The organism is Anaerosalibacter sp. Marseille-P3206 (genome assembly GCF_900155565.1).
GTDB lineage: Bacteria > Bacillota > Clostridia > Tissierellales > Sporanaerobacteraceae > FUHM01.
In genome coordinates, this window is the sequence record NZ_FUHM01000002.1 from 388,593 (window position 1) to 415,275 (window position 26,683).

The 26,683-nt window shown below is 29.9% G+C and carries 22 protein-coding genes and 1 tRNA gene; 3 read left to right on the forward strand and 20 right to left on the reverse strand.

Annotated features, from left to right (window positions below; translation table 11 throughout):
- Positions 1–10: 10 nt before the first annotated feature.
- The 7 genes from grpE to gpr form a co-directional block, all read right to left on the reverse strand.
- On the reverse strand, positions 11–601 hold the full coding sequence (gene grpE, locus BQ9840_RS03205) for a nucleotide exchange factor GrpE (RefSeq protein ID WP_077367988.1): 591 nt from the start codon (positions 599–601) through the stop codon (positions 11–13).
- A 96-nt stretch (positions 602–697) separates the two neighbouring features.
- Entirely contained in the window at positions 698–1,735 is a 1,038-nt protein-coding gene (hrcA, locus tag BQ9840_RS03210; protein ID WP_077367990.1) for a heat-inducible transcriptional repressor HrcA, read from the reverse strand.
- Between the two features lie 139 nt (positions 1,736–1,874).
- Positions 1,875–3,011: a radical SAM family heme chaperone HemW gene (hemW, locus tag BQ9840_RS03215; RefSeq protein ID WP_077367992.1), complete on the reverse strand. Its 1,137-nt coding sequence runs from the start codon at positions 3,009–3,011 to the stop codon at positions 1,875–1,877.
- Positions 3,012–3,050: 39 nt separating this feature from the next.
- Positions 3,051–4,865 (reverse strand): translation elongation factor 4, encoded by a 1,815-nt coding sequence (gene lepA / locus BQ9840_RS03220; RefSeq protein WP_077367994.1) that lies wholly within the window; start codon positions 4,863–4,865, stop codon positions 3,051–3,053.
- A gap of 400 nt (positions 4,866–5,265) precedes the next feature.
- On the reverse strand, positions 5,266–5,814 hold the full coding sequence (lepB, locus tag BQ9840_RS03230) for a signal peptidase I (RefSeq protein WP_077367997.1): 549 nt from the start codon (positions 5,812–5,814) through the stop codon (positions 5,266–5,268).
- Positions 5,815–5,885: 71 nt separating this feature from the next.
- Positions 5,886–7,073, reverse strand: a complete 1,188-nt coding sequence (spoIIP, locus tag BQ9840_RS03235) for a stage II sporulation protein P (RefSeq protein ID WP_077367998.1) — start codon at positions 7,071–7,073, stop codon at positions 5,886–5,888.
- Positions 7,074–7,156: 83 nt separating this feature from the next.
- Positions 7,157–8,131 carry a GPR endopeptidase gene (gene gpr, locus BQ9840_RS03240; protein WP_077368000.1) on the reverse strand — a complete coding sequence of 325 codons (975 nt, stop codon included), beginning with the start codon at positions 8,129–8,131 and terminating at the stop codon, positions 7,157–7,159.
- Between the two features lie 163 nt (positions 8,132–8,294).
- Between gpr and rpsT the strand changes: the two genes are divergently transcribed.
- Positions 8,295–8,570, forward strand: coding sequence for a 30S ribosomal protein S20 (rpsT, locus tag BQ9840_RS03245; protein ID WP_077368002.1), 276 nt, complete (start codon positions 8,295–8,297; stop codon positions 8,568–8,570).
- Between the two features lie 63 nt (positions 8,571–8,633).
- Here rpsT and holA read toward each other — a convergent pair whose 3' ends face one another.
- From holA to arcA, 5 genes are all read right to left on the reverse strand, one after another.
- Positions 8,634–9,686, reverse strand: a complete 1,053-nt coding sequence (gene holA, locus BQ9840_RS03250; RefSeq protein WP_077368004.1) for a DNA polymerase III subunit delta — start codon at positions 9,684–9,686, stop codon at positions 8,634–8,636.
- Positions 9,655–12,144 (reverse strand): DNA internalization-related competence protein ComEC/Rec2, encoded by a 2,490-nt coding sequence (locus BQ9840_RS03255; protein WP_159436067.1) that lies wholly within the window; start codon positions 12,142–12,144, stop codon positions 9,655–9,657. Before BQ9840_RS03255 ends, holA begins: the two co-directional genes overlap by 32 nt.
- 27 nt (positions 12,145–12,171) lie before the next feature.
- Positions 12,172–13,110, reverse strand: a complete 939-nt coding sequence (arcC, locus tag BQ9840_RS03260) for a carbamate kinase (protein ID WP_077368008.1) — start codon at positions 13,108–13,110, stop codon at positions 12,172–12,174.
- 49 nt (positions 13,111–13,159) lie between these two features.
- A complete protein-coding gene (argF, locus tag BQ9840_RS03265) occupies positions 13,160–14,152 on the reverse strand; it encodes an ornithine carbamoyltransferase (RefSeq protein ID WP_077368010.1) in 993 nt (330 codons plus the stop codon).
- A gap of 126 nt (positions 14,153–14,278) precedes the next feature.
- On the reverse strand, positions 14,279–15,505 hold the full coding sequence (gene arcA, locus BQ9840_RS03270) for an arginine deiminase (protein WP_077368012.1): 1,227 nt from the start codon (positions 15,503–15,505) through the stop codon (positions 14,279–14,281).
- Positions 15,506–15,948: 443 nt separating this feature from the next.
- Between arcA and BQ9840_RS03275 the strand changes: the two genes are divergently transcribed.
- Positions 15,949–17,148 (forward strand): alanyl-tRNA editing protein, encoded by a 1,200-nt coding sequence (locus tag BQ9840_RS03275; RefSeq protein WP_077368014.1) that lies wholly within the window; start codon positions 15,949–15,951, stop codon positions 17,146–17,148.
- 37 nt (positions 17,149–17,185) lie between these two features.
- On the opposite strand, the gene pcp is transcribed toward BQ9840_RS03275, so the two are convergent.
- The 4 genes from pcp to BQ9840_RS03295 all read right to left on the reverse strand — a co-directional run bounded on the left by pcp (position 17,186) and on the right by BQ9840_RS03295 (position 22,914).
- Positions 17,186–17,833 carry a pyroglutamyl-peptidase I gene (gene pcp / locus BQ9840_RS03280; protein ID WP_077368015.1) on the reverse strand — a complete coding sequence of 216 codons (648 nt, stop codon included), beginning with the start codon at positions 17,831–17,833 and terminating at the stop codon, positions 17,186–17,188.
- A 67-nt stretch (positions 17,834–17,900) separates the two neighbouring features.
- Positions 17,901–18,863: a DUF979 domain-containing protein gene (locus tag BQ9840_RS03285; RefSeq protein WP_077368017.1), complete on the reverse strand. Its 963-nt coding sequence runs from the start codon at positions 18,861–18,863 to the stop codon at positions 17,901–17,903.
- 14 nt (positions 18,864–18,877) lie between these two features.
- Positions 18,878–19,576, reverse strand: a complete 699-nt coding sequence (locus BQ9840_RS03290) for a 5-oxoproline transporter, DUF969 family subunit (RefSeq protein ID WP_077368019.1) — start codon at positions 19,574–19,576, stop codon at positions 18,878–18,880.
- Between the two features lie 65 nt (positions 19,577–19,641).
- A complete protein-coding gene (locus tag BQ9840_RS03295; RefSeq protein ID WP_077368021.1) occupies positions 19,642–22,914 on the reverse strand; it encodes a M14 family metallopeptidase in 3,273 nt (1,090 codons plus the stop codon).
- Between the two features lie 223 nt (positions 22,915–23,137).
- On the opposite strand from BQ9840_RS03295, the gene BQ9840_RS03300 reads away from it, so the two are divergent.
- Positions 23,138–23,728 (forward strand): TetR/AcrR family transcriptional regulator, encoded by a 591-nt coding sequence (locus BQ9840_RS03300; protein ID WP_077368023.1) that lies wholly within the window; start codon positions 23,138–23,140, stop codon positions 23,726–23,728.
- Positions 23,729–23,809: 81 nt separating this feature from the next.
- Here BQ9840_RS03300 and BQ9840_RS03305 read toward each other — a convergent pair whose 3' ends face one another.
- From BQ9840_RS03305 to BQ9840_RS03320, 4 genes are all read right to left on the reverse strand, one after another.
- Positions 23,810–24,865 (reverse strand): hypothetical protein, encoded by a 1,056-nt coding sequence (locus BQ9840_RS03305; protein ID WP_077368025.1) that lies wholly within the window; start codon positions 24,863–24,865, stop codon positions 23,810–23,812.
- Positions 24,866–24,979: 114 nt separating this feature from the next.
- Entirely contained in the window at positions 24,980–25,360 is a 381-nt protein-coding gene (locus tag BQ9840_RS03310) for a universal stress protein UspA (RefSeq protein ID WP_077368027.1), read from the reverse strand.
- Positions 25,361–25,599: 239 nt separating this feature from the next.
- Positions 25,600–25,696, reverse strand: a tRNA-Sec gene (locus BQ9840_RS03315).
- 114 nt (positions 25,697–25,810) lie between these two features.
- Positions 25,811–26,671 (reverse strand): GerMN domain-containing protein, encoded by an 861-nt coding sequence (locus BQ9840_RS03320; protein ID WP_077368029.1) that lies wholly within the window; start codon positions 26,669–26,671, stop codon positions 25,811–25,813.
- Positions 26,672–26,683 lie beyond the last annotated feature (12 nt).

Consider the following 26,683-nt stretch of genomic DNA (forward strand, 5'->3'; position numbering starts at 1 on the left):
AATTTTTCTTCTATTTTGAAACCTTTACCATACTTGGTCTAATAACCTTATCTTTAAACATATATCCTTTTTGAAATACATCTAACACTATGCCTTCATCAAATTCTTCAGACTCTTCTTGTAATGCAGCATGATGATAATTAGGATCAAACTTTTCATGAATAGCATCTATTTCTTCTAATCCTATTTCCTTAAGGGCTTTATCAAATTGATCATAAATCATTTCCATCCCCTTATAGAAGCTATCATCAGTATTTTCTACACTTTCAAGTGCTCTCTCGAAATTATCTAATACAGGGAGCAATGCACACAACAAATCTTCTGAAGCATGGGAATACAAGTTTTCTTTCTCTTTTTCTACTCTATTTTTATAGTTTATAAAGTCTGCTTGTAATCTTAAATATTGATTGCTTATTTCTTCCTTTTCCTTTACTAATTTTTTTAACCCATCTACTGATACTTTTTCTAATTTAATACCTGCTTCTTCAAATTCTTTTTTTTCTTCTTCTGTTACTTCTTCAATCAAATCATCTTCAATTTGATTTTCCTCCACCCTCCCATTTCTAACATCTTCATTGACTGTTACGTCTTTATTTTCCATTTAATCACCTCTATTTGCTCTATATTAAAGGCTTATCTTAAAATAGATAAAACCAATATCCTACTTTAAGTAAAAGATAGGATGGTTTACACCCTATTATTCTACAAAAAATTTGTCCATAATCTCATTTAAATTAATAGACAAAAGCCTTACAGCACTTATTACTTTGAAATAATCCATTCGGGTAGGCCCTATAACACCTATCTTCCCTATGGTGTTTCCATCTAACTTATAAGTAGCTGTTATTAGACTACATTCCTTAATCTCTTCTAATAAATTTTCTTCCCCAATAATTATTTCAAAATCATCAAAGATATTTTTAAGTAGCATATCTACTATCAAATCTTTATCTTCAATAAAGTTTAAAAAGCTCTTTGCTTTTGAGAGATCGCTATACTCTGGAAAATTAAATATATTTGTAACTCCATCAGCATAAACATCCACGTCTTCAATATCTTCTAGAGATTGACTTACTATAGGTATTATATTGTCTATTATATTTTTGTACTCATATAGTTCTTGGAATACAACTCCATCAATACCATAGCTAATCTCTTCTAATGTCAACCCTTTTAATTTTTCATTCAAAAAATTAGAAATTATACTTAATTGTCCTTCAGGTATATGACTTTCTACTCTGAAAATCGTATTTTTTACCATGCCAGAATCACTTACAATAACCACCAAGATCTTGTATTCATCAATAGGTATAAGCTGTATATGCTTAAGCGTACTCTTCTTAAATTGTGGTGCTATAGCTAAAGCAGTATAGTTGGTAATTCGCGATAGTATTCTAGCTGAATTCTGTAATAGTTGCTCAATCTCTTTTGTCTCCTTTAGCATATTCTTCTTTATCTCATTTTTCTTTCTCACATCTAAATGGTATCTTGCATCACTTAGTAACATATCTACATAAAGTCTATAAGCTTTGTCTGATGGCACTCTTCCTGCTGAAGTATGGGGCTTATTTAAATATCCCAACTCTTCTAAATCTGACATTTCATTTCGAATAGTTGCAGAGCTAACTCCTAAATCATATTTTTTAGAAATAGTTCTTGAGCCTATAGGTTCAGCACTATCAATATAACTATTAATTATGGCATGAAGTACTTTTAGTTTCCTGTCATCTAACATTATATCACCCCAAATATAAGCAATTATTATTTAATTGTGGGTTATTATTAGCACTCTTTATCATTGAGTGCTAATGCTTACGATTACAAGTTACCACTACTTTTAAATTTTGTCAATAGGTTTTAACAAAATTCTTGTATTAAGGAAGCAAATCTACTAAAACTAAATTAGATAAATCTAGTCCTTTTCTAGTAAATCTAATGTTTTCCTCATCTATATATAATAATCCACTATCTCTATGTTTTTTAAGCACTTCACCATAAACATCATCTACTGATATTTTAAATCTACTATAAAATTCCTTCTTTGAAATTCCACTTACAAGTCTAAGACCAAGTATTAAGAATTCGGCCATTTCCATATCTTTATTTATCACTTCTTGTCCTAATATTGGAAACTTCTCATCTTTTATATGTTTAAAATAGCTATCAAAATCTTCATAATTCCAATATCTCTTGCCTACTACATTTGAATGAGCACCTAGTCCTAAGCCAATATAGGGTTTTAACTTCCAATAAAATAGATTATGTTCACATTCAAAACCTTCTTTAGCAAAATTTGATATTTCATAGTGATTATAGCCTTTTGATTTTAAATAATTTATACCTTCATGATACATATTTCTTTCCTCATCTTCTTCAGGTAATGAAATTTTATTTGAATTATACCAGTTATAAAACTTAGTCCCTTCTTCTATTATCAGACTGTAAAATGAAATATGCTCTATATCTAAAGAAGTTATCTCTTTAAGAGTAGAAAGAACATCTCCTATGGATTGATTAGGCAAACCAAACATTGCATCTACATTTATATTAGAAAACCCATGTTTTTTTAGTAGCTCATACGTTGTATAAAAGTCATTACTAGTGTGTGCCCTTCCAATTGTTTTTAATAGCCTATCTTGAAGGGATTGGCAACCTATACTTATTCTATTTATTCCTATCTCTTTATATATTTTTAGTTTTTCATCATCAACAGTTTTAGGATTTAATTCAATAGACACTTCTGTTAAGTCTGATACATCAAAATTGTCATAAATATTTTTTAGTATTTCATATATATAAGCGCCATTTATTGAAGAAGGGGTTCCTCCACCAATAAATATTGTCTTTATTTTATATTTAAGCCCAATTTTAGAATACATTTTAATCTCGCTATTTAAGTTCTTTAAGTATTCAGGTATATATTCATTTTTGTCTGGGTATGAATTAAAATCACAATAATGGCATTTACTTATGCAAAATGGAATATGGATATAAAGAGCCAGTTCTTTCATATTTACCTCCTAAAATTTAATGCACACAAAATGTGTGCATTATTTCTTTTCATCATATTTTAGTACAGATAAGAATGCTTCTTGAGGAACTTCTACATTTCCTATTTGTCTCATTCTCCTCTTACCTTCTTTTTGCTTTTCTAGTAACTTTTTCTTCCTAGTTATATCTCCTCCATAACACTTGGCTAGTACATCTTTTCTTAAAGCCTTAACTGTCTCTCTAGCAATAATCTTAGAACCTATAGCTGCTTGAATAGGAACTGCAAATTGATGTCTTGGTATGACATCTTTTAGTCTTTCTGCAATGTATCTTCCTCTTTCATAGGCCTTTTCTTCATGAACAATAATCGAAAAAGCATCTACAAGTTCTCCATTTATCAAAATATCTAGTTTTTCTAATTCAGCTTGTCTATAGCCTTTTAATTCATAATCAAGAGAAGCATATCCTCTAGTTTTAGATTTCAGTGCATCAAAGAAATCATAAATAACTTCATTTAAAGGTAATTCATAATGCATAACTACCCTAGTCTCTTCTAAGTATTCCATATTCTTGAATACTCCTCTTCTATTTTGACAAAGCTCCATAACTGCCCCTACATAGGCTGTTGGAGTCATAATAGAAACATCAACAATAGGTTCTTCCATATACTCAATTTCTGTAGCTGGTGGAAGATTTGTAGGATTTTGAATTTCTATCATTTCACCATCACTCTTTTTAACTTTATATATAACACTAGGAGCAGTAGTGATGATATTTAAATCAAACTCTCTTTCTAGTCTCTCTTGGACTATTTCCATATGAAGCAATCCTAAAAATCCACATCTAAATCCAAATCCCAATGCTACTGATGTCTCAGGTTCAAAAACTAAACTTGCATCATTTACTTGTAATTTTTCTAAAGACTCTCTTACAGAGTTGAAATCCTCACCTTCTGCAGGATAAATTCCACAATAAACCATAGGAACTACTTTCTTGTATCCTGGTAATGCTGAGTCTGTAGGATTTTCTAAGCTCGTTATAGTGTCTCCTACTCTAGCATCTTTTACATTTTTGATACTAGCTGCAATATATCCAACATCACCTGCTTCTAATTTTTTAGTAGCTACTTGCTTTGAAGTGTTAATTCCCACTTCTGTAACCTCGTAAGATTTACCTGTTGACATCATTTTTATTTCCATTCCAGGTTCTATTGAGCCTTCAAACACTCTTATATATGATACTACACCTTTATAACTATCATAGTATGAATCAAATATAAGTGCCTTAAGTGGAGCCTCTTTATCTCCAGTAGGTGCTGGTACATCTGATACTATTTTCTCTAGTACATCTTCAATATTTATTCCATCTTTTGCCGATACAAGAGGTGCATCTGAACAGTCTATTCCAATTACATCTTCTACTTCTTTTTTTACTTCTTCAGGTCTAGCACTTGGTAGGTCAATTTTATTTATGATAGGCACTATTTCTAAATTCTGTTCTAATGCTAAATATACATTAGCCAATGTTTGAGCTTCAATTCCTTGAGTTGAGTCTACAATTAACAATGCTCCTTCACACGCAGCCAAGCTACGAGATACTTCATAATTAAAGTCTACATGCCCTGGAGTATCAATAAGATTGAAAATATATTCCTCTCCATCATTTGCCTTATATACCAATCTTATAGCCTTCAGTTTAATAGTAATACCTCTTTCTCTTTCCAAATCCATATTGTCAAGAAGTTGGTCATGCATTTCTCTAGAAGTAAGTAATCCGGTTTTCTCTATAAGTCTATCTGCTAATGTAGATTTTCCATGATCTATATGAGCTATTATGGAAAAATTTCTTATTCTCTTCTGTCTATCTTTGGTCATGTTTTTCCTCCTTAGAGTTTCAGATAATCATAACAATTATAGCAAAAAATCAAACTTATGTAAATTAAATGACCAGATAAATCTGGTCATTTAATAGTTTTAATTATATTTTTAACAAAACCTATAAAGTCTAGCACATAACTTTTACCAAATAACTGTATGTGCAAACTCTTTTCTTCTAAGCCTAGGGAAAATATTCTATTACTTTCCGTACAAGTTAGCTCTTGTATGGAATCCTCTGTAACCATTAGCCCAAATATGAAAAAATTTAGACATAAAATGAACAGTAGGAATTTAAAAAACCCTCTCTTTTTATCTTTTTTTCTGTTTCTATTTCGTTCCATCCTCGTTTCCATAATAACCACCAAAATTATTATGGTCAATTATTTCAAAATATATACTATTTTAGAACTCCAAACCTACTATCAAAAGGAAAATATCTGAAATTTGCCTTTCCTTTGATTGAACTAATAGGTATGCAACCAAAATATCTACTATCTTTGCTTGCACCTTCACCTCTATTATCCCCTAAAACAAATACATAATCTTCTGGGACTACCCATTTACTTTCATCATAGGTATGAGTATAAGCCCCTTCTTCTAAATAATATTCATCTAATACTTCACCATTTAAATATACTTTACCATCAATTATCTCTACTGTATCTCCTGGAAGACCAATCACTCTCTTTATGTAGTCTTTATTAGGATTGTCTGGTGCTTTCAATACTACAATATCACCTACATTAGGCTCTGAAAAATACAAAGTCACCTTATTTGTAAATAGTCTATCTTTTTCAAACAGAGTTGGATACATTGAACTACCTAATACATAAGTTGTATTAAAAATAAATGTCTTTATTAAAATAGCAACTACAACAGCAAGTGCTATACTCTTTATCCACTCTACAACTTCATTCTTAGCTTTTTCTTTTCTATCCTCTTCCATAAGATGTAACCTCCTAGTTTTAAATCAATTTATATCATTATAACATTTTTCTTTTGAAAAAAAAAGCTAATTTATTCCTGCAACTTTTCTATGACAATTGATAGTATCTCACTAATTAACTTTGCTGATTCCTTAGCTTCTTCTATAGTATTTAAATTGCTCCCTACTTCTATGAGGGCATAGTAATCTGTCACATACTGATTAAATCTTCCTGTTGGTTTAATTATTATCCCCTTACATAATCCTGGATACAGTTGATCTGATACAGATTTTATATATTTATTAAATTTTAAAACTTTGTCCATGTTTGGAGAATCTGGACCAATTACCAATGAGAAAGTAGCAATATCTTTTTCATTTATTACTATTTTTGATTGTTCTTTAGCTTTTTCAATATAACTTGCATCTTCTTCAATACCATCCCTATGTAAATCAAACACTACCTTTAAATTTTCGTTTTCTTTCATAGCATTGGTTATAGTGTTTAATGATCTTGCATAGGACTTATTATATGAAGGCGTATCATGATAAACATCGATATGCGATACTTTGTGACCATAACTTGTCAAACTATCAGATACAATCTTCCCAATGGTTAGCATGTTGTATTTCCTCTCAGTTGTATGAAATCTATTGTCTTTAATAGGCAAATATGCTTCTGTACCATGAGTATGATAAATTAAAACATAAGGCTTTTCTTTGTTAACTTTTAAGGTTTCTATTCCTTCTGGATTGGGAATTCCTTCAGTTGACAATTTCACTTCTCTTTCTTCAACTAATTCCCCTTCTTCACTTTCAGCTTCATCTTCAATATATATTAAGTCTTCCAATACCTCTGGATTTTGAATAATTTCCTTATCAGTAACACTATTATCATCTATTGATGTATCTAATTTGTTTTTAGAAAACGTAAATATTGCTGGAAATTGAGAGTTTAAATAAGACCTTAAATCCATTTTCCCAAAATATTCTCCTAAGTTTAAATCTATTATATTTGTATTTTCACCAAATTCTTCTTTAAAAAATAAACTTATAGATGAATTAGTTGTTGAAATTACTTTTAAAAAAAACCTATTTTCATTACCTATATTTAATCTTTCTTGACTAAATACTTCTCTAACTTCTACTCTTTGGCTTACCATATTAGTATCCTTTTTATGATATTTCATAACTAATAGTGAACTTGTTACAAAAATAATCAAACAAAATATAGCTAAGGATACATAGACAAATCTGGTTTTATTAAATCTTAAGTACATTTTAGACACTCCCTCAACTTTATTAAATTGAATACCTATTTTTAGCCGTCATAAAAATATATTCCTAAGTTGAGGGTTATATGCTACTTAATATATCTGTTTACATCTTTTAAGTCTATACCAGGATGCAATGCCATATTTACTCCATTTGCTAGTATTATAGCTAAATTGTCGATTAACTCATCAATCTCTTTGGGAGTAACAATAGTATTTGGCATGAAGGGTTCTAGCACTTCTTTTATTAATGAATACTTTTCATCTTTTGAAATATCCTCTAAGATCCTATAAAACTCCGTTCCAACCTCTGCCTCACTTTTCATGGAATGAATAATTAAATCCATTGTATCATTTACCATAGTTGCTGCATCTACTACTGTTGGTACTCCTATTGATATTACTGGTACATTTAAGTATTCTTTATTCAATCCTAATCTCTTATTGCCAACTCCACTACCAGGACTAATTCCCGTATCAGATATTTGTATTGTAGTGCTAATTCTGTTCATATTTCTAGAAGCCAGGGCATCTATACATATTACTAAATCAGGATTTGTCTTTTCTACCACCCCTTTTATTATCTCACCTGTTTCTATTCCAGTAAGCCCCATAACACCTGGAGATAGTGCAGAAACATTAGCAAAAGTTTCATCGCTTTGTTTGTTATAATTTATGAAAAAATGTCTAGTTACTAATACTCTCTCTACAACTTTTGGTCCAAGAGCATCAGGAGTTACATTCCAGTTTCCCAATCCTACAATTAAACTTTTAGTACTTTCAGTATTATTAATTAAAGCCTTCAACTCTTTAGCAATTTGTTGACTAATTTCATCTTTTAAATCTTCATCAGGATGTTTTAGACCAGGTACTTCTATTGTTATATAATTTCCTTTAGCTTTACCCATGTACTTTTCACCAATCTCATCTAATACTTTTACACGTACTATGGAAATTTTTTCACCTTCTTCTTTTTTTACCTCTACCCCCGGAACTTCCCTCTTTTTTTCTTTACTATATAATTCTCTTGCTTCTACCGCTAAATCTGTTCTTACTTGAAACATCTTTCTCCTCCTTGTATACTTAATATAGTTATACTCATACATATTTTTAGTATTTTCTCTAAATTTATGTATACTAAATATAGATGTATCAAAACAATTACCTTGCATTTTATAACTCTTCATGGTAAAATATTTCTTGTTAGAGAACGAGGAGGTGAAATTAGTGGCAAACATTAAATCTGCAGTGAAAAGAATCCGTGTTACAGAAACAAAAACTGAAACTAATAGAATGAGAAAGTCTGAAATTAAGACATATATGAGAAAATTTGATGAAGCTATAGAAAATGGTAATTTTGAAGAAGCTAATGAATTAATTAAGATCATAGATAGAAAGTTAAAGAAAGCAGTAGCAAAGAATACTGTTCATAAAAATGTTGCTTCTAGAAGAATAAGTCATTTAACAAAAAAATTAAACACATTAAAAAATGAAGCAGTATAAATAAAAACTTCGGCAATAACCCGAAGTTTTTTTATGCCAATGAGTCAATAGACGTCTATTGACTCATTGGCATAATTTTATTATTAACATCTCTATGGCCAATTTACTATCCATAGAACCAGTTTTAATCAACTTATCACATTCTAAACACAAGTCCAATGCTCTGTTTAATTGTTTAAGACTAAAGTTTTGACTCTGTCTAGCTATTTTATTGTATTCAAAACTACTTATTTTAAGTTTAGACATGGCATCTCCCCCTACATAACCACCCTTAGTAAAAACAATATAGTGTTTAATGAGGCGAAACTGTCTAACAATCATGTGAAGTATCTTTAAAAAAGGCACATCAGAAGCACACATTTCATTGTAAATTTTAATTGAATTATTAACATTTTTTGTACTTATGCTGTCTAACAATGCAAATATATTAGTCTCTAAAGACTTTGCCATTACATTATCAATATCAGTTTTTGTAACTTCTTTTTTATCTCCCACAAAATTTGAAAGCTTTAATATCTCATTTTCCAAATCATACAATGTTTTGTTACTATCTCTTGAAAAATAAAAAGAAAATTCGATTAAATAATTCAATGTATAAGGAGCTATTGTTTTTCCATATTTTTTAAAAGTATTAACAATCCATTCATTTAAGTTATTTCCTTTAAGTTTACTAAATTCTACTATTTCGCCTGTTTTGCCTATAGTTTTAACAATAGCTTTGCTCTTATCAACTTTACCTTCTTTTTCTACAAAAATAAGACAAACATAGTCTGCTAATGTTTGAAGATATTCTTTTAGAGGATCCTTTTTTTTAGATGGTTTTTCGTCTGCTACTTCACCTCTTTTTTTTCTACTGAAGATGCCTAAATCTTTCACTACAACTATTTTTTTCTCTGACATAAATGGAAGAGTTTCACAGGCATTTTGTATGTCTTCAAATTGAATATCTTTTCCTTCCAATATTTGATAATTTAAAGTTTCAAAGCTACTGTCAATATATTTATCTTTTAACAACTTTAAAGAATAATCAATGAGATATTCTTCTTCCCCATAAAACAGGTACAAAGTTTTTAGTTTGTTTTTATTAATATCTATTATAAAATCTTGATAAGTCATATTTGTTCAACTCCTCATTCAATTGCAAATCAATGCTAATAATAATATACCATAGGATAGTGTATAGTAATAGCATATTTATTTCTAGTCCATATTTTATGACTATATCTTTAAAAATGTCTTTCTCTTTAATATATTCATCTATATAATAAGCTTTAGGTGTTATCTTTAAAGTAATAAGACCAGATTTATCTGTTCTAAAAACTTTAATTCCCCTTTCTTCATATCTGTTTAGCACATCTTTATTTGGATGACCAAAATTGTTATTGCCAACCATTATAAATGCATTTGATGGTGAAAAACTATCCAAAAAATCTTCACAAGATGAAGTATTACTTCCATGATGAGGTACTTTTAGAAAGTCTATTTTTTCACTTTTTTCTACTAATATTTTTTCAATTTCATTTTCAATATCTCCAGTCAATAGTGTTTTGTAATTAAAGCTATTTAGCAATAAAACCAAGGATAGGTTATTTTCGTTGTCCCCATATAATGATATTACTTCATCTGAAGGGTTTAAGACTTTAATGTACACATTTTTCGCTATTCTCAATGTATCACCATCATTAATTTTATATATCGGTATATGATATGACCTAGCTCTTTCTACACTTTCACAATATAGTTTGTTTTCTTCTCTTTCGTATCCAATAAATAAATTTTTCACTCTAATATTGTCCATCAAATAAGGTAAACTCTTTACATGATCCTCATGAAAATGAGTAATAAATACTCCATCCAAGGTAAAAATTCCATTTTTAACGAGATAAGGCACTAAAATATTCTTTCCTATATCAAAGTTACCAAATAGATTTCCTCCAGTGTCTATTAAAAAATTTTTGCTACCTGTTTGTAATAATATTGAATCACCTTGTCCTACATCTATAAATCTCAATTCTACTTGATTTCTATAAAGAGGTAATATTGAAAATGCCAATATAAGTATTGCTAAAGAATAAAGATAAGCTCTTTTTATTAAATATGCATACTTCTTAATTTCAATTATATCAAATAAGCAAAATATAATAAAATAATATAAGGTGAATTCTAGTATATTTGGTGATTTAACCCTTATAGTTCCCATAGGTAGTAAATGTATGTAGTTTGAAACAATACTTTCAATAGATAATAAAAAGTTTAATATACTCCCTACAATAACAGCTAAAAAATTGCTTATAAATGAAATCAAATAAAGTATAAAACCTAATATGACTCCAATAGACATTATGGGAATAAGCAAAAGATTTGCTAAAATACTGACAACAGAAATGCTATTAAAATAATATGCAAGAACTGGACATATACCAATTTGAACTGCTAATATTCCAAATAGAGATGTATAGAACTTTCCTCTATATGGATAAAACTTATCTTTCAATATTTTAGAAAAAATCATTAATGAAAATGTAGCTGAAAAGGATAGCTGAAATCCCACGTTAAATAACCATAGTGGATTATAAATAAGTAGTATAAAAGCAGCAAATAAAAGAGTATTTACATTGTCATACGGTCTATTTATTATTTCTGAATAAAATAGTAAAGTACACATAATAAGAGATCTCAACACAGATGGTGGAAATCCTACTAAATATCCATAAAACCATATTAAAAAAACAGTAAATACATAACTGATTCTCCTATTTATTCCCACAGCAAGAAATAAAGACATTAAAAAAGCTGATATAATACCAATATGCAAACCAGAAATCGCCATCAAATGTGCCAAACCTAAATCACGATACTTAATTTGATTATTTTCATCTAAGTATGTCATATCTCCAAGCATAATAGACATCATAAGTTCACTTTTTTCAACATCTAAATATTTAGAAAAAGTTTCTTCAACACTATTTTTGAATTTTTTTCTTAATTCTTCTCCTGAACTTAAATTCCCCTTAGAAAGTACTTTAACTCTATAATCGTTAGTATTCATAGTAGTAAATATATCATTAGTTTCTAGATACAATTTATAGTTAAACAATTCAGGATTTGTATTTCTTTTAGCTTGTTTAAGAGCACCACTAACTACTAATTTATAACCTGTATCAACTTTCAAGTCTCCGTAAACTTTTAACATTATCTTTTCTTTTATAGTTCTTTTTTCACCATCTATGAATATATATTCACCTTTAAGAATAATATTAGAATATTCTTCAGTATCCTTTAGTTCTAAAACTACACCTTCAACCTGAACTTCTCTGCCTATATAGGGTACAATTACACTTTTCTCAGTTTTTTCATACATAAGAAAAATCCCTAAAACAAAAAATAAAAAATAAAGGATATAGTTTGTTTTTTTGTTTCTAAATAACGAAAATATATAAATCGACAATAAAACTGCCAATCCAATTAGAATAAAGTTAATATTGAATTTTATATAATAACAAAAAACTATTCCTATGGCCATAGGAATAGTTATCTGTATAAAAGGTTTATCTAGAAAAATTTTTCTGTACATTATAAACCACCTGAACATGCATGTTATTTATTTGTATATACGTGTTCCTTTATTTCCTTTGATAGCTTCTAAGCAATTGTCTAATGTAGATATTATTGCTACTCTTCCTTCTTTAGATTCAGCGAATTCTACAGCTGCTTCAATCTTAGGAAGCATACTTCCTTTAGCAAAATGTCCTTCTTCAATATATTTCTTAGCTTCTTCTACAGACATTTTATCTACATTTACTTGATTTGGCTTACCAAAATTTAATGCTACTTTATCAACAGCAGTAAGTATTAAGAGCATGTCAGCATCTAAGTCTTCAGCTAATTTTTCACTCGCTAAATCCTTGTCAATAACTGCTGGTACACCTCTTAGTTTTCCTTCTTCTTTGACTACTGGTATTCCACCACCGCCAACTGTAATAACTACTGTTCCTGCATCTATCAATGATTTAACTGAATCTATTTCTACTATTTCTACTGGCTTTGGTGATGCTACTACTCTTCTAAAACCTCTACCAGCGTCTTCAACTATGTCATAACCCTTTTCTTTCTTAAGCTTTTCTGCCTCTTCTTCAGTGTAGAAAGGACCAATTGGTTTTGTTGGATTTGTGAAAGCAGGGTCAGCTTTATCTACTACTACTTGTGTAACAACTGTAGCAACTGGCTTAGAACTATTTCTTTTAACTAGTTCATTTTTGATAGCTTGTTGAATGTGGTATCCAATCATACCTTGACTCATAGCACCACAAACATCAAAAGGCATTGCTGGTGTTACACTGTCAGCTACTTCGTTTTGTATTACTATTCTACCTACTTGAGGCCCATTACCATGAGCTATTACAACATTGTAATCGCCTTCGATTAAATCAGCAATATGCTCAGTAGTTTTTTCAACTACTTCTAGTTGGGCTTCAGCTGTAGCAGGTTTTCCAGATTCTTGTAGGGCGTTTCCTCCCAATGCTACTACGACTTTTTTCAATTAAAGTCCCTCCTAAAATAAGTAATTTCTGCTTTGTATTATATATGTCTTATTTTCCTAAAGTAGCAACCATAACAGCTTTTATTGTATGCATTCTGTTTTCAGCTTCATCAAATACTACTGAATGTTTACTACTAAATACTTCTTCAGTAACTTCCATTTCTTTTAGACCATATTTTTCATAGATTTCTCTTCCAACTTGAGTTTCTAGGTCATGGAATGCTGGTAAGCAGTGTAAGAATAGAGCTTCTTCGTCTGCCAATTTTAACATATCCATATTTACTTGATATGGTTTTAATAATTTAATTCTTTCTTCGAATTGGTCTTCTTCTCCCATTGATACCCATACGTCAGTATAGATAACGTCTACTCCTTTTACTCCTTCTTCTACTGAATCAGTTATTGTAATTTTTGCATTGTTTTCTGCTGCGATCTTCTTAGCTTCTTCTACTAATCCAGCTTCTGGGAATAATTCTTTTGGAGATACGATTCTCATATCCATACCCATTTTAGCTGCACCTATCATTAATGAGTTAGCCATGTTGTTTCTTCCATCTCCAACATATGCAAACTTAATTCCTTTTAAGTATCCTTTGTGTTCTCTTATAGTTAAGAAGTCAGCTAATATTTGAGTTGGGTGGAATTCGTCAGTAAGTCCATTCCAAACTGGTACTCCTGAATATTCTGCTAAAGCTTCAACTGTTTCATGTTTGAATCCTCTAAATTCGATACCATCAAACATTCTTCCTAATACTTTTGCAGTATCAGCAACGCTTTCTTTCTTTCCTAATTGGATGTCGCCTTTTCCTAAATATTCTGGGTGTGCTCCTTCATCAACAGCTGCAACTGTAAAAGCACATCTTGTTCTTGTTGAAGGTTTTTCAAATATTAATGCAACATTTTTTCCTTCTAAGTTTCTTCCTCTGATTCCTGCATATTTTTGTCTCTTTAGCTCATCAGCTAAGTCTAGTAAGTATTGAATTTCCTTTGGTGTGAAGTCCTTTAATGTTAAAAAGTTTCTTCCTTTTAGATTAAATGCCATAATATACCTCCTAAATTTTTTTATATATTTATTTTGATATATAGAGTATATATACCCTATATATCAAAATATCAACTCATATATTATATAGAGAAATACTCTATATTGTCAAGTTCTAAATACTAATTATAAATCTTCTCTTACAAGAGGCATACTCATACATCTTGGGCCACCTCTACCTCTAACTAATTCTGAACCTTCTATTTCATGTACAATAATTCCATGTTCTTTCAAGATTTTATTTGTAACAAAGTTTCTGTTATATACTATAACTTCTCCTGGAGCAATAGCTAATGTATTTGAACCATCATTCCATTGTTCTCTAGCTGCGTCTACTAAGTCTCCGCCACCGCATCTAATAAGCTCAACTTTATCTTGTTTTAGATATTTTTTAAGTATTTCTTCAAGTACTTGTTCTTCTTTTTCTATTTTTATTTCGCCTTCGCTATCACCCTTAGTTATTGAAAATACAGTTAAAGGTCCTTCTATTTCTGGATGTATTGTAAACTTATCTCTATCGATCATTGTGAATACAGTATCTAAGTGCATGAACGCTCTCTTCTTAGGTATATCAAAAGCTAAAACTGTTTTAAATCCACTATCACTCCATAGTAGTCTCTTTGCAATTCTTTCTACAGCTGCTGCATCTGTTCTTTGAGAAATTCCTATTGCCATTACTTCACTACTAAGAACTAGTTCGTCTCCACCTTCTACAGAATAGCTTTCATTTCTATTATACCATATTGGAACATTTGAATTCTTATAATCTTCATGATGTTCAAAAATATATTTTGCAAATAATGTTTCTCTATTTCTAGTTTCTGTTCTCATATGGTTAATAGTTACACCATTTCCTATTGTAGCAAAAGGATCTCTCGTAAAATATAGATTAGGCATTGGATCTATAATGAATGGATAGTCAGATTCTAACATATCTGCTATTGATCTAGCACTATGGCCTTTTAATTCCGTTTTTCTAACACCACTCATCATCTTATCAACTAGCTTCTTATTGTCAAATTGTGAAAAGTATTCCTTTAATGCTTCCTTATTGCCTTCTCCACTTATATTAGCTTCTTCTAGAAATTCGTCAATCATTTTTTCTCTTACGCTAGCATCTGAAATAGCTTCACTTGCTAAATCTTCTAAGTAAACTACTTCAATACCATTATCTTTAAAAACTTTAGCAAATGCATCGTGTTCAGCTTGAGCAGCTTTTAAATATGGTATATCGTCAAAAAGTAGTCTTTCTAAATAATCTGGAACTAAATTTTCTAGTTCACCACCAGGACGATGTAATAATACTGTTTTTAGTCTTCCAATTTCTGATCTTACATTTATACTTTTACTCATGTAAATCCCCCCTAATTTTTTAGACTGTATTCATTTGAGTAAACGTTTACAAAAGAAATAGCCTAACTAAAGTATAACTTTAATGTTATAGCTCTGTCAAGAAGTTTTTTTATATTAATTCATTCCTTGTATATTTATTCATTTTGTTTAACGTTTTTAGAGATTTGAGTAAAAGTTTTCCCTTTAGTATTATCGTTTTCGATTCATCCTGTTAAAAGACCATATTATAAGTAACATACCAATCATTATGAAAAGATATCCAGTAGTTTTCATTCCTCTTTACCTAATCCTTTCTATCTTAGTATCACATAAAAGTTTTAAAGTAATACATCCTTTTTTATTATAACATATATAAATCAATTTTGTTCACGAAATTATTTAACCTGTATTTTTTTTAAAAAAATGATAAAATAATATATAGAATACTATGATGAGGTGAATCTATGACGGAAAAAATCTATTTAGAAAATCCATATATTCGTGAAATAAGCGCAAGAATAGTAAATAAAAAGTTTATTGACAATAAATTCTTATTAATTCTCAATAGAACCATATTTTATCCAAATTTAGCTGGTGGGCAGCCTAAAGACAAGGGCACAATAAATGGAATCAAAGTAATAGATGTATATGAGGAAAACAATGAAATAATCCATGTTGTATCAGAAAATATAAATACAAATATTGTGCATTTATCTATTGATTGGAATACTAGATTAGATAATATGCAACAACATACTGGTCAACATCTGCTCTCCTCTGTTTTCTACAAATTATATAATGGACAAACAGTTGGTTTTCATATAGGAGAAACTACTTCAACCATTGATGTAACAGTTAAAAATTTTAATAATGAAATGGTTGAAAAGATCGAAACTATAGCAAACAAAATAATATATTCAAATTTCGATATAAAAAGTTACATTATTGACCAAGAAAATATAGAGAACATTCCTTTAATAAAAGATCCTCCTAAAAACGAAAATATCCGTATTGTTGAAATAGATGGCATTGATTATTCTCCATGTTGTGGAACTCACCACAGGAAAACAGGAGAAATAGGAATAATAAAAATAATCAGATGGGATAATTATAAAGACAATACAAGAATAGAATTTGTTTGTGGCAATAGAGCTTTAAAAGATTATTCACAAAAAAATATAGAAATTAATAATGTATCAACTCTACTTTCAAGCAAAAATATAGATGTATTTGAAAAAGTAGAAAAGCTATACTCTCAAAAAGAGTCTCTTGAAAAAGAAAATCGTATTTTAAAAGAAAAGATATTAGAATATAAAACTAAAGAACTATTAGATAAAGCCTTAATAGTTGATGATAAAAAATATATTATTAAAATATTTGATGACATCGATTTTAGAGAACTAGGTATTATTGCTTCTAATTTTAGAGAAGTTAATGATGTTATTTGCCTTCTAGGCATTAAAGCAAACAATAAAGGTCAATTCTTAATATGTAGAAGTAAAAACATAAACATCAATATGATGGATATTTTTAAAAGAATATCAAATAGTGATATTAAAGGTGGAGGAAATTCAGAAAGAGTGCAAGGTGGTTGTGATTTTGATGAAGTAGAATCATTGTTAAATAATGCATTTAAATGCATAAGAATAGAAGGAATCAAATAATATGTCCCTTCTATTCTTATATTAATATTTACTTTTACTATTGTATAGTTCCACCTAAATTGACATCTAAATCTTTTTCCTTGAATTCAACAATTGCTTCTATAGCATATTCAAGACCTTTAGCTATTGTCTCAACAGGCATAGAAGGCATTTTAGGTTTATCAAGGACTTGACCCATCTCAAATGGTACATGAATAAATCCACCTATCACTCCAGGAAATTCTTTGCTAATACTATATAATGTAGTATACATTACTGTATTACATACATAAGTTCCTGCAGTATATGAAATAGATGAAGGTATACCATTTTTCCTCATATTCTCAACCATTGCCTTAATAGGAAGGGTTGTAAAATAAGCAGTTTCACCATCTTCTTTAAGCATCTGATCTGATGGCTGATTACCATCATTGTCAGGAATACTCGCTTCTACATAGTTAATAGCTACTTTTTCTACAGTCATTCCACATCTACCACCAGCCTGTCCTACATTGAGTACTGCATCAGGTTGATATTTTTTCATAGCAGCTTTTACCGCTTCCGGACCTCTGTCAAATACTGTAGGAATTTCTATTGCTATTATTTCTGCTCCTTTGATTTGTTTTGGAAGTAATTTTACTGCTTCATAAGCAGGATTTACCTTTTCACCGCCAAATGGGTCAAATCCAGTTACCAATATTTTCATATTAATAATCATTCCTTTCTTTTTAAAGTATGTGGAAACACAGCTCTATCTATAAATTTAAAATCCACTACATTCCAAACATTAACATATAAGCAATCTGGAATACAATAAGTGCTAATGCAGGCACAATTTGTTTCTTGATAACACCCCACTTATCGTTCATTTCCAAAATAGCAACTGGCACAACGTTAAAGTTCGCTGCCATTGGAGTACATAAAGTACCACAATAACCACAAGTTAATGCAAGCATTCCACAGAGAACAGGATCAGCCCCTAATGCAAATACGAAAGGTCCACCTATACCAACTGTCATAACAGTGATAGCTGCAAAAGCATTACCCATAATCATAGTAAAGAGCATCATACCTATAGCGTATACAATAATACCTACTGCTAAATTTCCTTCAGGTATAATCTTACCAACTAAAGCTGAAATAACATCACCAACACCTGCTACAGTAAATATACTACCTAACACTCCAAGCAAACATGGAAGTAAACAAATAGGTCCAATTATAGAAAGAAACCTCTCTGAATCATCAAAATAAGTTTTAACTGTATTTTTACTATTAAATATAGTAAGCAAAATTATACCTATTATAACACCAACACCCATACCAACAAGTGAACTAATACCAGGAATAAATGCAAAAATTAAAGCAAATAAACCTATACCAAGAGCTGGCACGAATATTTTCATTCCTATTTTATTGAAATCAGCAACTTGTTGTTCTGGAGTAGCTACATTAGAATGTCCTGGCTTAACCTTCTTCAATATAGCAGGAAGCATCATCACAAGAACTATGATACCGTTAATAACATTACCATTTGGCAAATTACCTATAAATCTTCCAAATGACATAAGAACACCAAATAGAAACCAAAAAATAAAAGTACCCATTCTTGAAGGATTTTCTTTATCTTTTAAATTTTTGAATGCAGCATATAAACAGATAATACCGCAAATCATATATAATATTTCAAGTAACTTATCACCTAAAGTTACATCTACACTTGTAAAAAATGACATATAATTACCTCCTTCTATTTATTATCTATTTTTACATTGCTTTCACGATAATATTTTTTCATATATCCCTTATCCAAAATATTATAATATATTATTGTAAATAATACTGCAAAAATAGCAACTGGAATTTCAACAGCTGCAAGCTGAGGAAGTTCAACATTATACCCTATACTTTCCATGGCACCTTTTACTAACAATCCTCCTGAACCACCTATGAAAAGTACCTGAGTAAAGAACCATACAATGTTTTCAACGCCTGATGCCATACCTTTTACATGATCCATATGTTCTTCATTTGCTTTATAACCTTTAGTTTCGATTGACGCTTGGCACATAGGCATAAGCACAGGTCTAGTAAATCCTGCAACTCCACCAAGTCCAACATTGAAAGCTCCTAAAATACCTCTTAAGACACTATATACACCAAGTACATGAGCTGGAGTAGCTCCTTTAACCTTTCCTATAAGTTTTGCAGCGGCATGTCTTAAACCATTTCTCTCCAAAGTTCCTGTAAGCAATAATACAATCAAGAATACATTCATGTATCTTGAACCAACAAAGGTTGCACCGAAAACATCTAAGAATTCTACTATCCCCATTCCTCCAGTAATAGCAGTAACAATTGCAGCCACTGCAATAATTAGAATTGAATCAAGCTTTAATGCAAAACCAACGATTACAACTAAAACACCTAATAACACTAAATAATTCATATTAGTTCTTCCCTCCTATTTATTTAGACAGAATATCTGTCTTAAAATATTTATACTATAATTAACTAGACAAGTATCGGTCTTTGTCTCGTTAATTTAAGTATCAGCTTACCATTCAAATCATTATATTCATATCTATATGATTTTTTAACATCTGTCATAACATTTAGGATTCTCATATTGTGATAAAAGTGCGCATCCGTACATGTCTTAAGATAATCTCCCTGTGCTGTTTCATCAGCTACTTCACTTGTAAAATAAGCTGTATTTATCCACGGATGTCTCCATGAAACATAACTAGCGTCAGCACTATGATTCTTATAAATCCAGTAGAAGATCATATCATTGTAATAATCTGCTGGAAAAAGTTTAGGCATCCAGTTATGTGCATATTTCTCAAACCTTTCAGCCCATTCAAGATTAAGCTCTTTAAGTTCATTATGCAATGAAATTTCATAAGAGACTTCATCCTGTAGTTTATTGCATAAAATAATATTATCTTTAAATTCATCTTCTTTAGGTGGCCAAAAATATCCGTACAGAATAGATCTAGGTAGCCAAAATCCTTTATATGAAGGAGACGTATATCCTGAATACTGCTGCTCCCACTCATGAGAAGGTACACCGTGATTATCTACAATCAAATCAGGAAGAATTCGTTTGTAAATTCTACCAAAAGCATGCGCTTCAGTATGAATAGAATCCTTATTAAATATTTCACGGAAAAATTCCTTACTCAATCCATCAAAACGAGCTACATGAAACTTCCAATTAGGATTGATTTGCATAAGTTCATAATGAAGTGCAGTACCGTCCACATTTTCTACAGGTATAATTGTTATATTAAGATTATCTGCAATCTTTCTGCTTTCAGGATTACATACAAGTTCTTTTATAATCCTAAACGAAGCATTTGTTGAAGATACCTCATTTGCATGATGTCGGCAATTGATAAGTTCAGAAGGATTATATGTCAAAGACTTAACTTCTGATACAAAACCTGTTTCACCCTCAGGGATTATATCTATCGCATAAATCAGTCTTCCATTATAACTTTTGCCTGCAATATAGACCTTTAAACACGATACTTTTTTTAGTTCATTAATTATTTTTATATAATCATCATATCCTATAACAGAGCCCTCTTTAAAATCAATACCCTTTATTATTTCAACATCTCTTTCAATGTTTACTTCTGTCCTTTCCTCAGTCTGTTTAGTACATCTAATACCATATTCCTTCATGCTCATTGAAGAAATATATGATGTCTGTTCGGATGCTTCAAGAACTCCTTTACTCATTAAATCAAAATATTGTTTAAGCATATTCTTATCGCAGTTTTCAGTTTTAATATTGTAATTCAGTTCATCATCTTCATTAAAACTTATTTCATCAACATACATTTCAGGATTTTCAGCTTTATATGTTAAAAGTTTACCATCCTTTAACACACCGGCATGTTCAGCTTCTGTGCCATAAAGAGTAACAATAAGCTTAGGCTTACCTTGTGATTCCCTTAAATCAGGTAAAATCAATCCTGGAGCTTCAAAAGGTACTCCAGACTCAATAAAACCAAAATTTTTATAATAGTCAGTAGCAACAAAATACATGTCTTCGTGAAGTGCATCAAGTGACGATATCATATCTTCACGAGTACCTGTCCTAAAATTTGGTTCAGAAAGTTCAGCTTTTATTTCCAATTTTGAGAAAAAAGGTTCATTATCGCTTGTAACTTTACCATTATATTTGTCCAAAACAAATTTTTTACTTTCGGGAAGAATTTCATTTTGGAATATTTCCCATACTTTATCTGTATCTGTTCTGATTTGTCTATTAATTATTTCAGTACCTTCACAGTAAGCTTTTAAATATCCTGTAGCAGGATGAACTTTCCCTAGCCCAGGCATTTCTGATATATAATGTCTTTCATAGGTTTCAACTTTATATTGTTCGTTAAGCAATGTATTGCCTGATTTATCGAAAGCTATCAACTCATAAGTTATATCCTCAAAACCTTCATAAGCTTCAAATTTGATATCATCTTTTGAAATACCAAGCTGGCGAGCTGCAATTTCATCAACGGGATATAACTCTTGAAGAAATCTTATAGGAAGATCATACCACTTGTTTTCATCGTAGCTCCCAAAATTAGAATATGATGGTGTTGAACCATCTTCTTCAGACCATTCAGTATGACCTTTAGGAAGAAAAGGTTTAAATCTAACCTTTATTTCTGATACATTTTTTCCTTTTAGCTTAGGAACTATGACGTCTGAAATCCATGAATATCCTTGCTTATACGCACAGATTATTTCAATATCTGCATCAAAACCCAAATTAGAAAGCATTTTTGTTATTTCAGTTTTAAGCTTATCTCTTATATCATTATTTTCACTTACTGCAGCTATTATTTTTACTCTAGATCCGCTTTTAAGCTTAGGAATAAGTTCATCTTTAACTACTTCCTTAAGCTCATCCACTTCCCATTTTATGTCATATTCCTTGGAATATATCTTTCTATTGCCTTTAAAATTAATAAATTTTGCATTTTTGAACTCATCTTTATATTTATCATATCTTACACCTAAGTTAGGTTCAGCATAAACAGTAATTTCATCATCGGATGAACTCATAAAAGTTTTAGCATAGCTAAGCTGGCCATCCAAATTTCTTAACTTAAAAGAATTGAAAAAATCTTCTTTGTAATTTGTCCACGTATATCCGCATCCCATTTCAGGAAGCTCCTGGCACAATTTTGAAGTAAATTTTTCTAGTCTTAAACCCTTTCCATATACATGAATAATCTTTGCTTGTCCATCAGTAAATTTAATTAAAGGTTCTCCTGTTCCTTCAAAAACTATTCTACTGCCCTTATAATCTTCATCAGCAATAAAATTTCCACTAAACGATGTTACTGACATCCCATATCTGAAAGCTAGATTACATGCTGCAGCTAGAACTGATTTATCATTAAGATTTTTTATATCAAATCTGACGTTCATGCTGTCTGCAAGTAGATCATTATTCTCATCACTTAACACAAAGCCTTTATCAAAAAGACTTTCAAGACCTTTTTTACTATTGTCATTAAGCTCTTTCAGATAAACAGCTGAATCTGACGATGCAGTATAATTTTCTGGTGTATTATTTTTAGGTACATTTATTAAATCTTCCAGGTTAACGTTTTCCATATTGATTCCATTTTCTGATGATGCAACTGGGAATCTCGAAGATGTTGAATAAAATCCAGAAACAAATGATATTTTAAGTGCTTTTTCTATATACTCACTATCTAAACTATCTACTACTTTGAATATCTTTTTATTATGAAATCTCATAATTTCCTCCTAAAAGTTTAATTTGTTATATTGAATAATAATAAATTCTATCACCACCAAAATTAATAATGCGTTTCGTACTACAGTACAATTAATTTATAAATTATTCTACTATTTTTCAATATACATGTCAAGTTATAAAAAACAAAAACTAAAATTCAATATTCTTGCAACAAAATATATATTGTGCTATAATACAGAAAAAATCATGGAGGATAGAAATATGCTAGCAAATGTTAAAATGACAAAAGTTCGTGAAAAACTCCTTAATACTGCATTGGAGCTTTTTCTAGATAAAGGATATGATAATACAACCGTTAATGAAATAATCAAAAAATCAAAAACCTCTAAAGGCTCTTTCTATCATCACTTTAGAGGTAAAGAAGAATTGTTATTTTGTGTAGCATATAAATTCGATGAAGTCTATGATGACTGGCTTAAAACTGAAGATAGTACAAAAAGCGCATTACAAAGATTAAAGGATTTTAACGTATTTGTGTGTAATAATCTTGAGAATTCTCCATATAAAGTATTTTACTCTGATTTATATGGTATGCAAGTAAGAACTCAATTTGAAAGACATATCTTAAATCCTGACAGATTATATTACAAACTAGTTAATCGTTTATTCAAAGAAGCTATTGAAAACGGAGAGATTACTACTAATCGTTCATACTCTGAATTAGGGAAAATATATACATCTATTCAAAGAGGCCTCACTTATGACTGGTGTTTAAACAAGTGGAGCTACTCTCTAACTGACAGATCAAAGCAAATAATCAATGCTTATCTCGATTCTCTAAAACAAATTTAGCTTGAACTTAAGGAGACAATTCGAAACTACTAAATAAGTTTATGATTCATTATTCTAGGTTACGGATGCTCTCCTTTTGGGTCAAGCAAATCCATTTATCTTTTTTATAAGTTTTTCTTTCTCCTCCTCAATACCATCAAAGTCTATTACTTCATGATAGTATTCTTCCAAGATATCATGATTTGCTTTTGCATTTTTTAAATATTCTATTCCTTTGCCAATTAAACTTTCAAATATATTGTGATTTTCTACTAAATCTATTTTTTCTTTTAAACAATCATCTAAATCTATAACTTTCCTTTCGAATTTCACATCTATTTCATCCGTAATAATTGAAATTGATAATTGAGGAAGTATAATGCAATTTATTTTTTGTGGTATTAAAGGCTGGTGAAATACTTCCACATCATATCCTCTAAGTACTGCCCCTTCAACAACTCTTCTCAATAATGTAGATTTTCCGATACCATATTCTCCCTTTAAATAATAGATATATTCTATATCCTCTATCAAGGTTTCTGTATAATCTGTTAATCCTTGAGGTGTTAGAGCTCGATTAAATAAATGTCTAATATTCCCTACTTCTGAGTATATTTTTTTGTTTTTAAATATTTCATCAATTATTCCATAAGATATTTGATTTACTTTTCCAAACTCCATTCTCTCTTTATTGTTATCGGCTATTTCATTTAATATTTCTCTCCCCGCCCTAAAAAATGAATATGCACTTCTATAGCTACTCTTATTTTGATATTTTGCCTTTAGTATTCCTCCTTTATTCTTAGCAAGCTTTGATTCATCTATATACTTTCCCAAATCAACTAACTCATCTAACAATCCAGGCATAATTGGATCGATTATATGAGGTGCTGTTCCATCAACTATGCCAATACCTAATTCATTTATAACTAATCCATCTATAGAACTGGAATCTGATGGGCAATGATGAAATTCAACAGTATAGTCTTTTTCAATAGCCTTTTTTCCTATTTCTTTCATCAGTGAAGACTTTCCACCTCCAGGCATTCCTTTTAATACATACAACATCTTTCTATTCTGGCCTATTATATTATCATGAAGAGAATAAAAACCATTAGCTGTATTCCCTCCTGGAAACATTCTTTTTACCCTTGCCATATGAAAACCTCCTAAAAATTTTATAATATAATTTATTCCTATAGGATTATTATATGCATAAAACAAAAAAAGAACTCTATTAGAGAGTTCTTTTAGGTGATTATAAAATTACAGTTATAATATAATAAATTCTACTTTTGACAAATTCTTTTTTAATCTTAGAGTTATGTTCTGGTTTTCCATTATGTCAGCATCTGGCGAAGCTCCCATTAATATGTGAGTAATATCATTTTTCTTTGCAAATTCCTCCATAGCATTAATTACATCTTTTGACCTTAAAACAGTTAAATCAGCTCCTACTTTCTTAGATACATTAAATAAGTACTCTAAAGCTTCTCCATCACTGTCATTGTTTAAAAAATTATCCTTTTCATTTACTACATGTATTACAAATAACTTATCAGTATTTTGATTTAACATACTGTACCCACTAACAATTAATCTTTCGCAAGTTTTCTGTTGCGTTACACAAACCATAACATTTTTATTCTTCATGAAAATCCCCCTTTGAAAAATCACAGCATAATCTACTATAAGACTAAAGTGTTTTTCATAGAGAAAGGGCTTTAACCCTTATCACTTTTTTAATCTGTTGCATTTAATCGTTAATTGCCTACTCTAATAGTATATCATTAATTCTTAATTAGAAATACCATTTTTATATTTATTAAATTTTCTTAATCATTGTGAATATTTTGACAATATAAAAAGCGACAAAAGTCGCTAATTTTCTTTGGCGGGAGTATGTGAGAATCGAACTCACCCAAGAAGCTCCTAACCCCTCGCGCTGGTTTTGAAGACCAGAGAGCCCACCAGGACTCATCTACCCCCATATACATTTGTCAAAGGCTTTTATCGAAAAATATAGAACAAAGTAAACCTTTGTAGAAATTTAAGAAGCATATATCATTATAAAAGAAAACCACTTAATTTTCAAGGTGTTTTTTAATTTTCTAGTCCCTTTATCAAAAAAGTATTGCCATCATATTTTAAACTAATAGATTTATTGGAAGACTTCACATTATTTTTTTCATAAGTAAAAATAACAGACAAGTTTATAATTAACTCTTCTTCATATTTATTAATTACATAATTGTTTATAACGAACTTATTTGTACCCTTAAATTCATCAACAATATACGCTTTGGATGTATTATATCTAATTTTCTCTATATCACCTAAATCTAACATATCCATGGCCTTATCAAAATTTTCGTCAATTATAAAACTGTAATATTCATTGATTATAGAGATAGGACTTATATAATCTTTTATAACAATCATATCACTAAAATTTAATGGTTCCTTAATACTATAATGGTTACATAATACATCTTCTGCTTTACTATCTATCAATATTTGTACTTCGTCTATATTTGGCAAACTCGTCAATGTGTTAACTATAGAATATATAATTAAAGCTTCTTCCTTTTCTGTGTAGTTATTATCTATTAATTCTTTTGAAAAACTAACATAGGCTATATTGTCTGTTACATACAAGGTGTGAACTTTAGTATTAGCAGGAATAATATTAACTAAGTTTTTACTTTTAGTACCTTCTAATAACTCATTAATAGCTATTATTTCAACATCTTCACTTTTCTTGGGAACTGCCCTGAATTCTGGAACTAAGTATTCCATAGATGCATTGGGATAATAAAGTATTAATTCTAATTTATCATCTGGTAGAGGATTGATTGGAGGAAAATTATTGCTATTCTCATCTATTACATCATATTTATCACACCCAACTGAAAAAGAGCATATTAAAATAATTATAAATAGAAATAAAATTTTCTTATGCATATTAATTCCTCC

Coding starts and splice junctions, on each gene's coding strand:
- BQ9840_RS03255 (WP_159436067.1), bottom strand. CDS start 12,144: ATGTACAGAAAAATTTTTCTAGATAAACCTTTTATACAGATAACTATT.
- BQ9840_RS03320 (WP_077368029.1), bottom strand. CDS start 26,671: ATGCATAAGAAAATTTTATTTCTATTTATAATTATTTTAATATGCTCT.
- lepA (WP_077367994.1), bottom strand. CDS start 4,865: ATGACCAAAGATAGACAGAAGAGAATAAGAAATTTTTCCATAATAGCT.
- BQ9840_RS03310 (WP_077368027.1), bottom strand. CDS start 25,360: ATGAAGAATAAAAATGTTATGGTTTGTGTAACGCAACAGAAAACTTGC.
- argF (WP_077368010.1), bottom strand. CDS start 14,152: ATGGCATTTAATCTAAAAGGAAGAAACTTTTTAACATTAAAGGACTTC.
- BQ9840_RS03295 (WP_077368021.1), bottom strand. CDS start 22,914: ATGAGATTTCATAATAAAAAGATATTCAAAGTAGTAGATAGTTTAGAT.
- BQ9840_RS03285 (WP_077368017.1), bottom strand. CDS start 18,863: ATGTCATTTTTTACAAGTGTAGATGTAACTTTAGGTGATAAGTTACTT.
- arcA (WP_077368012.1), bottom strand. CDS start 15,505: ATGAGTAAAAGTATAAATGTAAGATCAGAAATTGGAAGACTAAAAACA.
- lepB (WP_077367997.1), bottom strand. CDS start 5,814: ATGGAAGAGGATAGAAAAGAAAAAGCTAAGAATGAAGTTGTAGAGTGG.
- spoIIP (WP_077367998.1), bottom strand. CDS start 7,073: ATGTACTTAAGATTTAATAAAACCAGATTTGTCTATGTATCCTTAGCT.
- BQ9840_RS03290 (WP_077368019.1), bottom strand. CDS start 19,576: ATGAATTATTTAGTGTTATTAGGTGTTTTAGTTGTAATCGTTGGTTTT.
- BQ9840_RS03275 (WP_077368014.1), top strand. CDS start 15,949: ATGACGGAAAAAATCTATTTAGAAAATCCATATATTCGTGAAATAAGC.
- grpE (WP_077367988.1), bottom strand. CDS start 601: ATGGAAAATAAAGACGTAACAGTCAATGAAGATGTTAGAAATGGGAGG.
- gpr (WP_077368000.1), bottom strand. CDS start 8,131: ATGTTTCAAGTAAGAACAGATTTAGCGGTAGAAGCAAGAGAATTATAT.
- holA (WP_077368004.1), bottom strand. CDS start 9,686: ATGACTTATCAAGATTTTATAATAGATATTAATAAAAACAAACTAAAA.
- hemW (WP_077367992.1), bottom strand. CDS start 3,011: ATGAAAGAACTGGCTCTTTATATCCATATTCCATTTTGCATAAGTAAA.
- pcp (WP_077368015.1), bottom strand. CDS start 17,833: ATGAAAATATTGGTAACTGGATTTGACCCATTTGGCGGTGAAAAGGTA.
- hrcA (WP_077367990.1), bottom strand. CDS start 1,735: ATGTTAGATGACAGGAAACTAAAAGTACTTCATGCCATAATTAATAGT.
- BQ9840_RS03300 (WP_077368023.1), top strand. CDS start 23,138: ATGCTAGCAAATGTTAAAATGACAAAAGTTCGTGAAAAACTCCTTAAT.
- BQ9840_RS03305 (WP_077368025.1), bottom strand. CDS start 24,865: ATGGCAAGGGTAAAAAGAATGTTTCCAGGAGGGAATACAGCTAATGGT.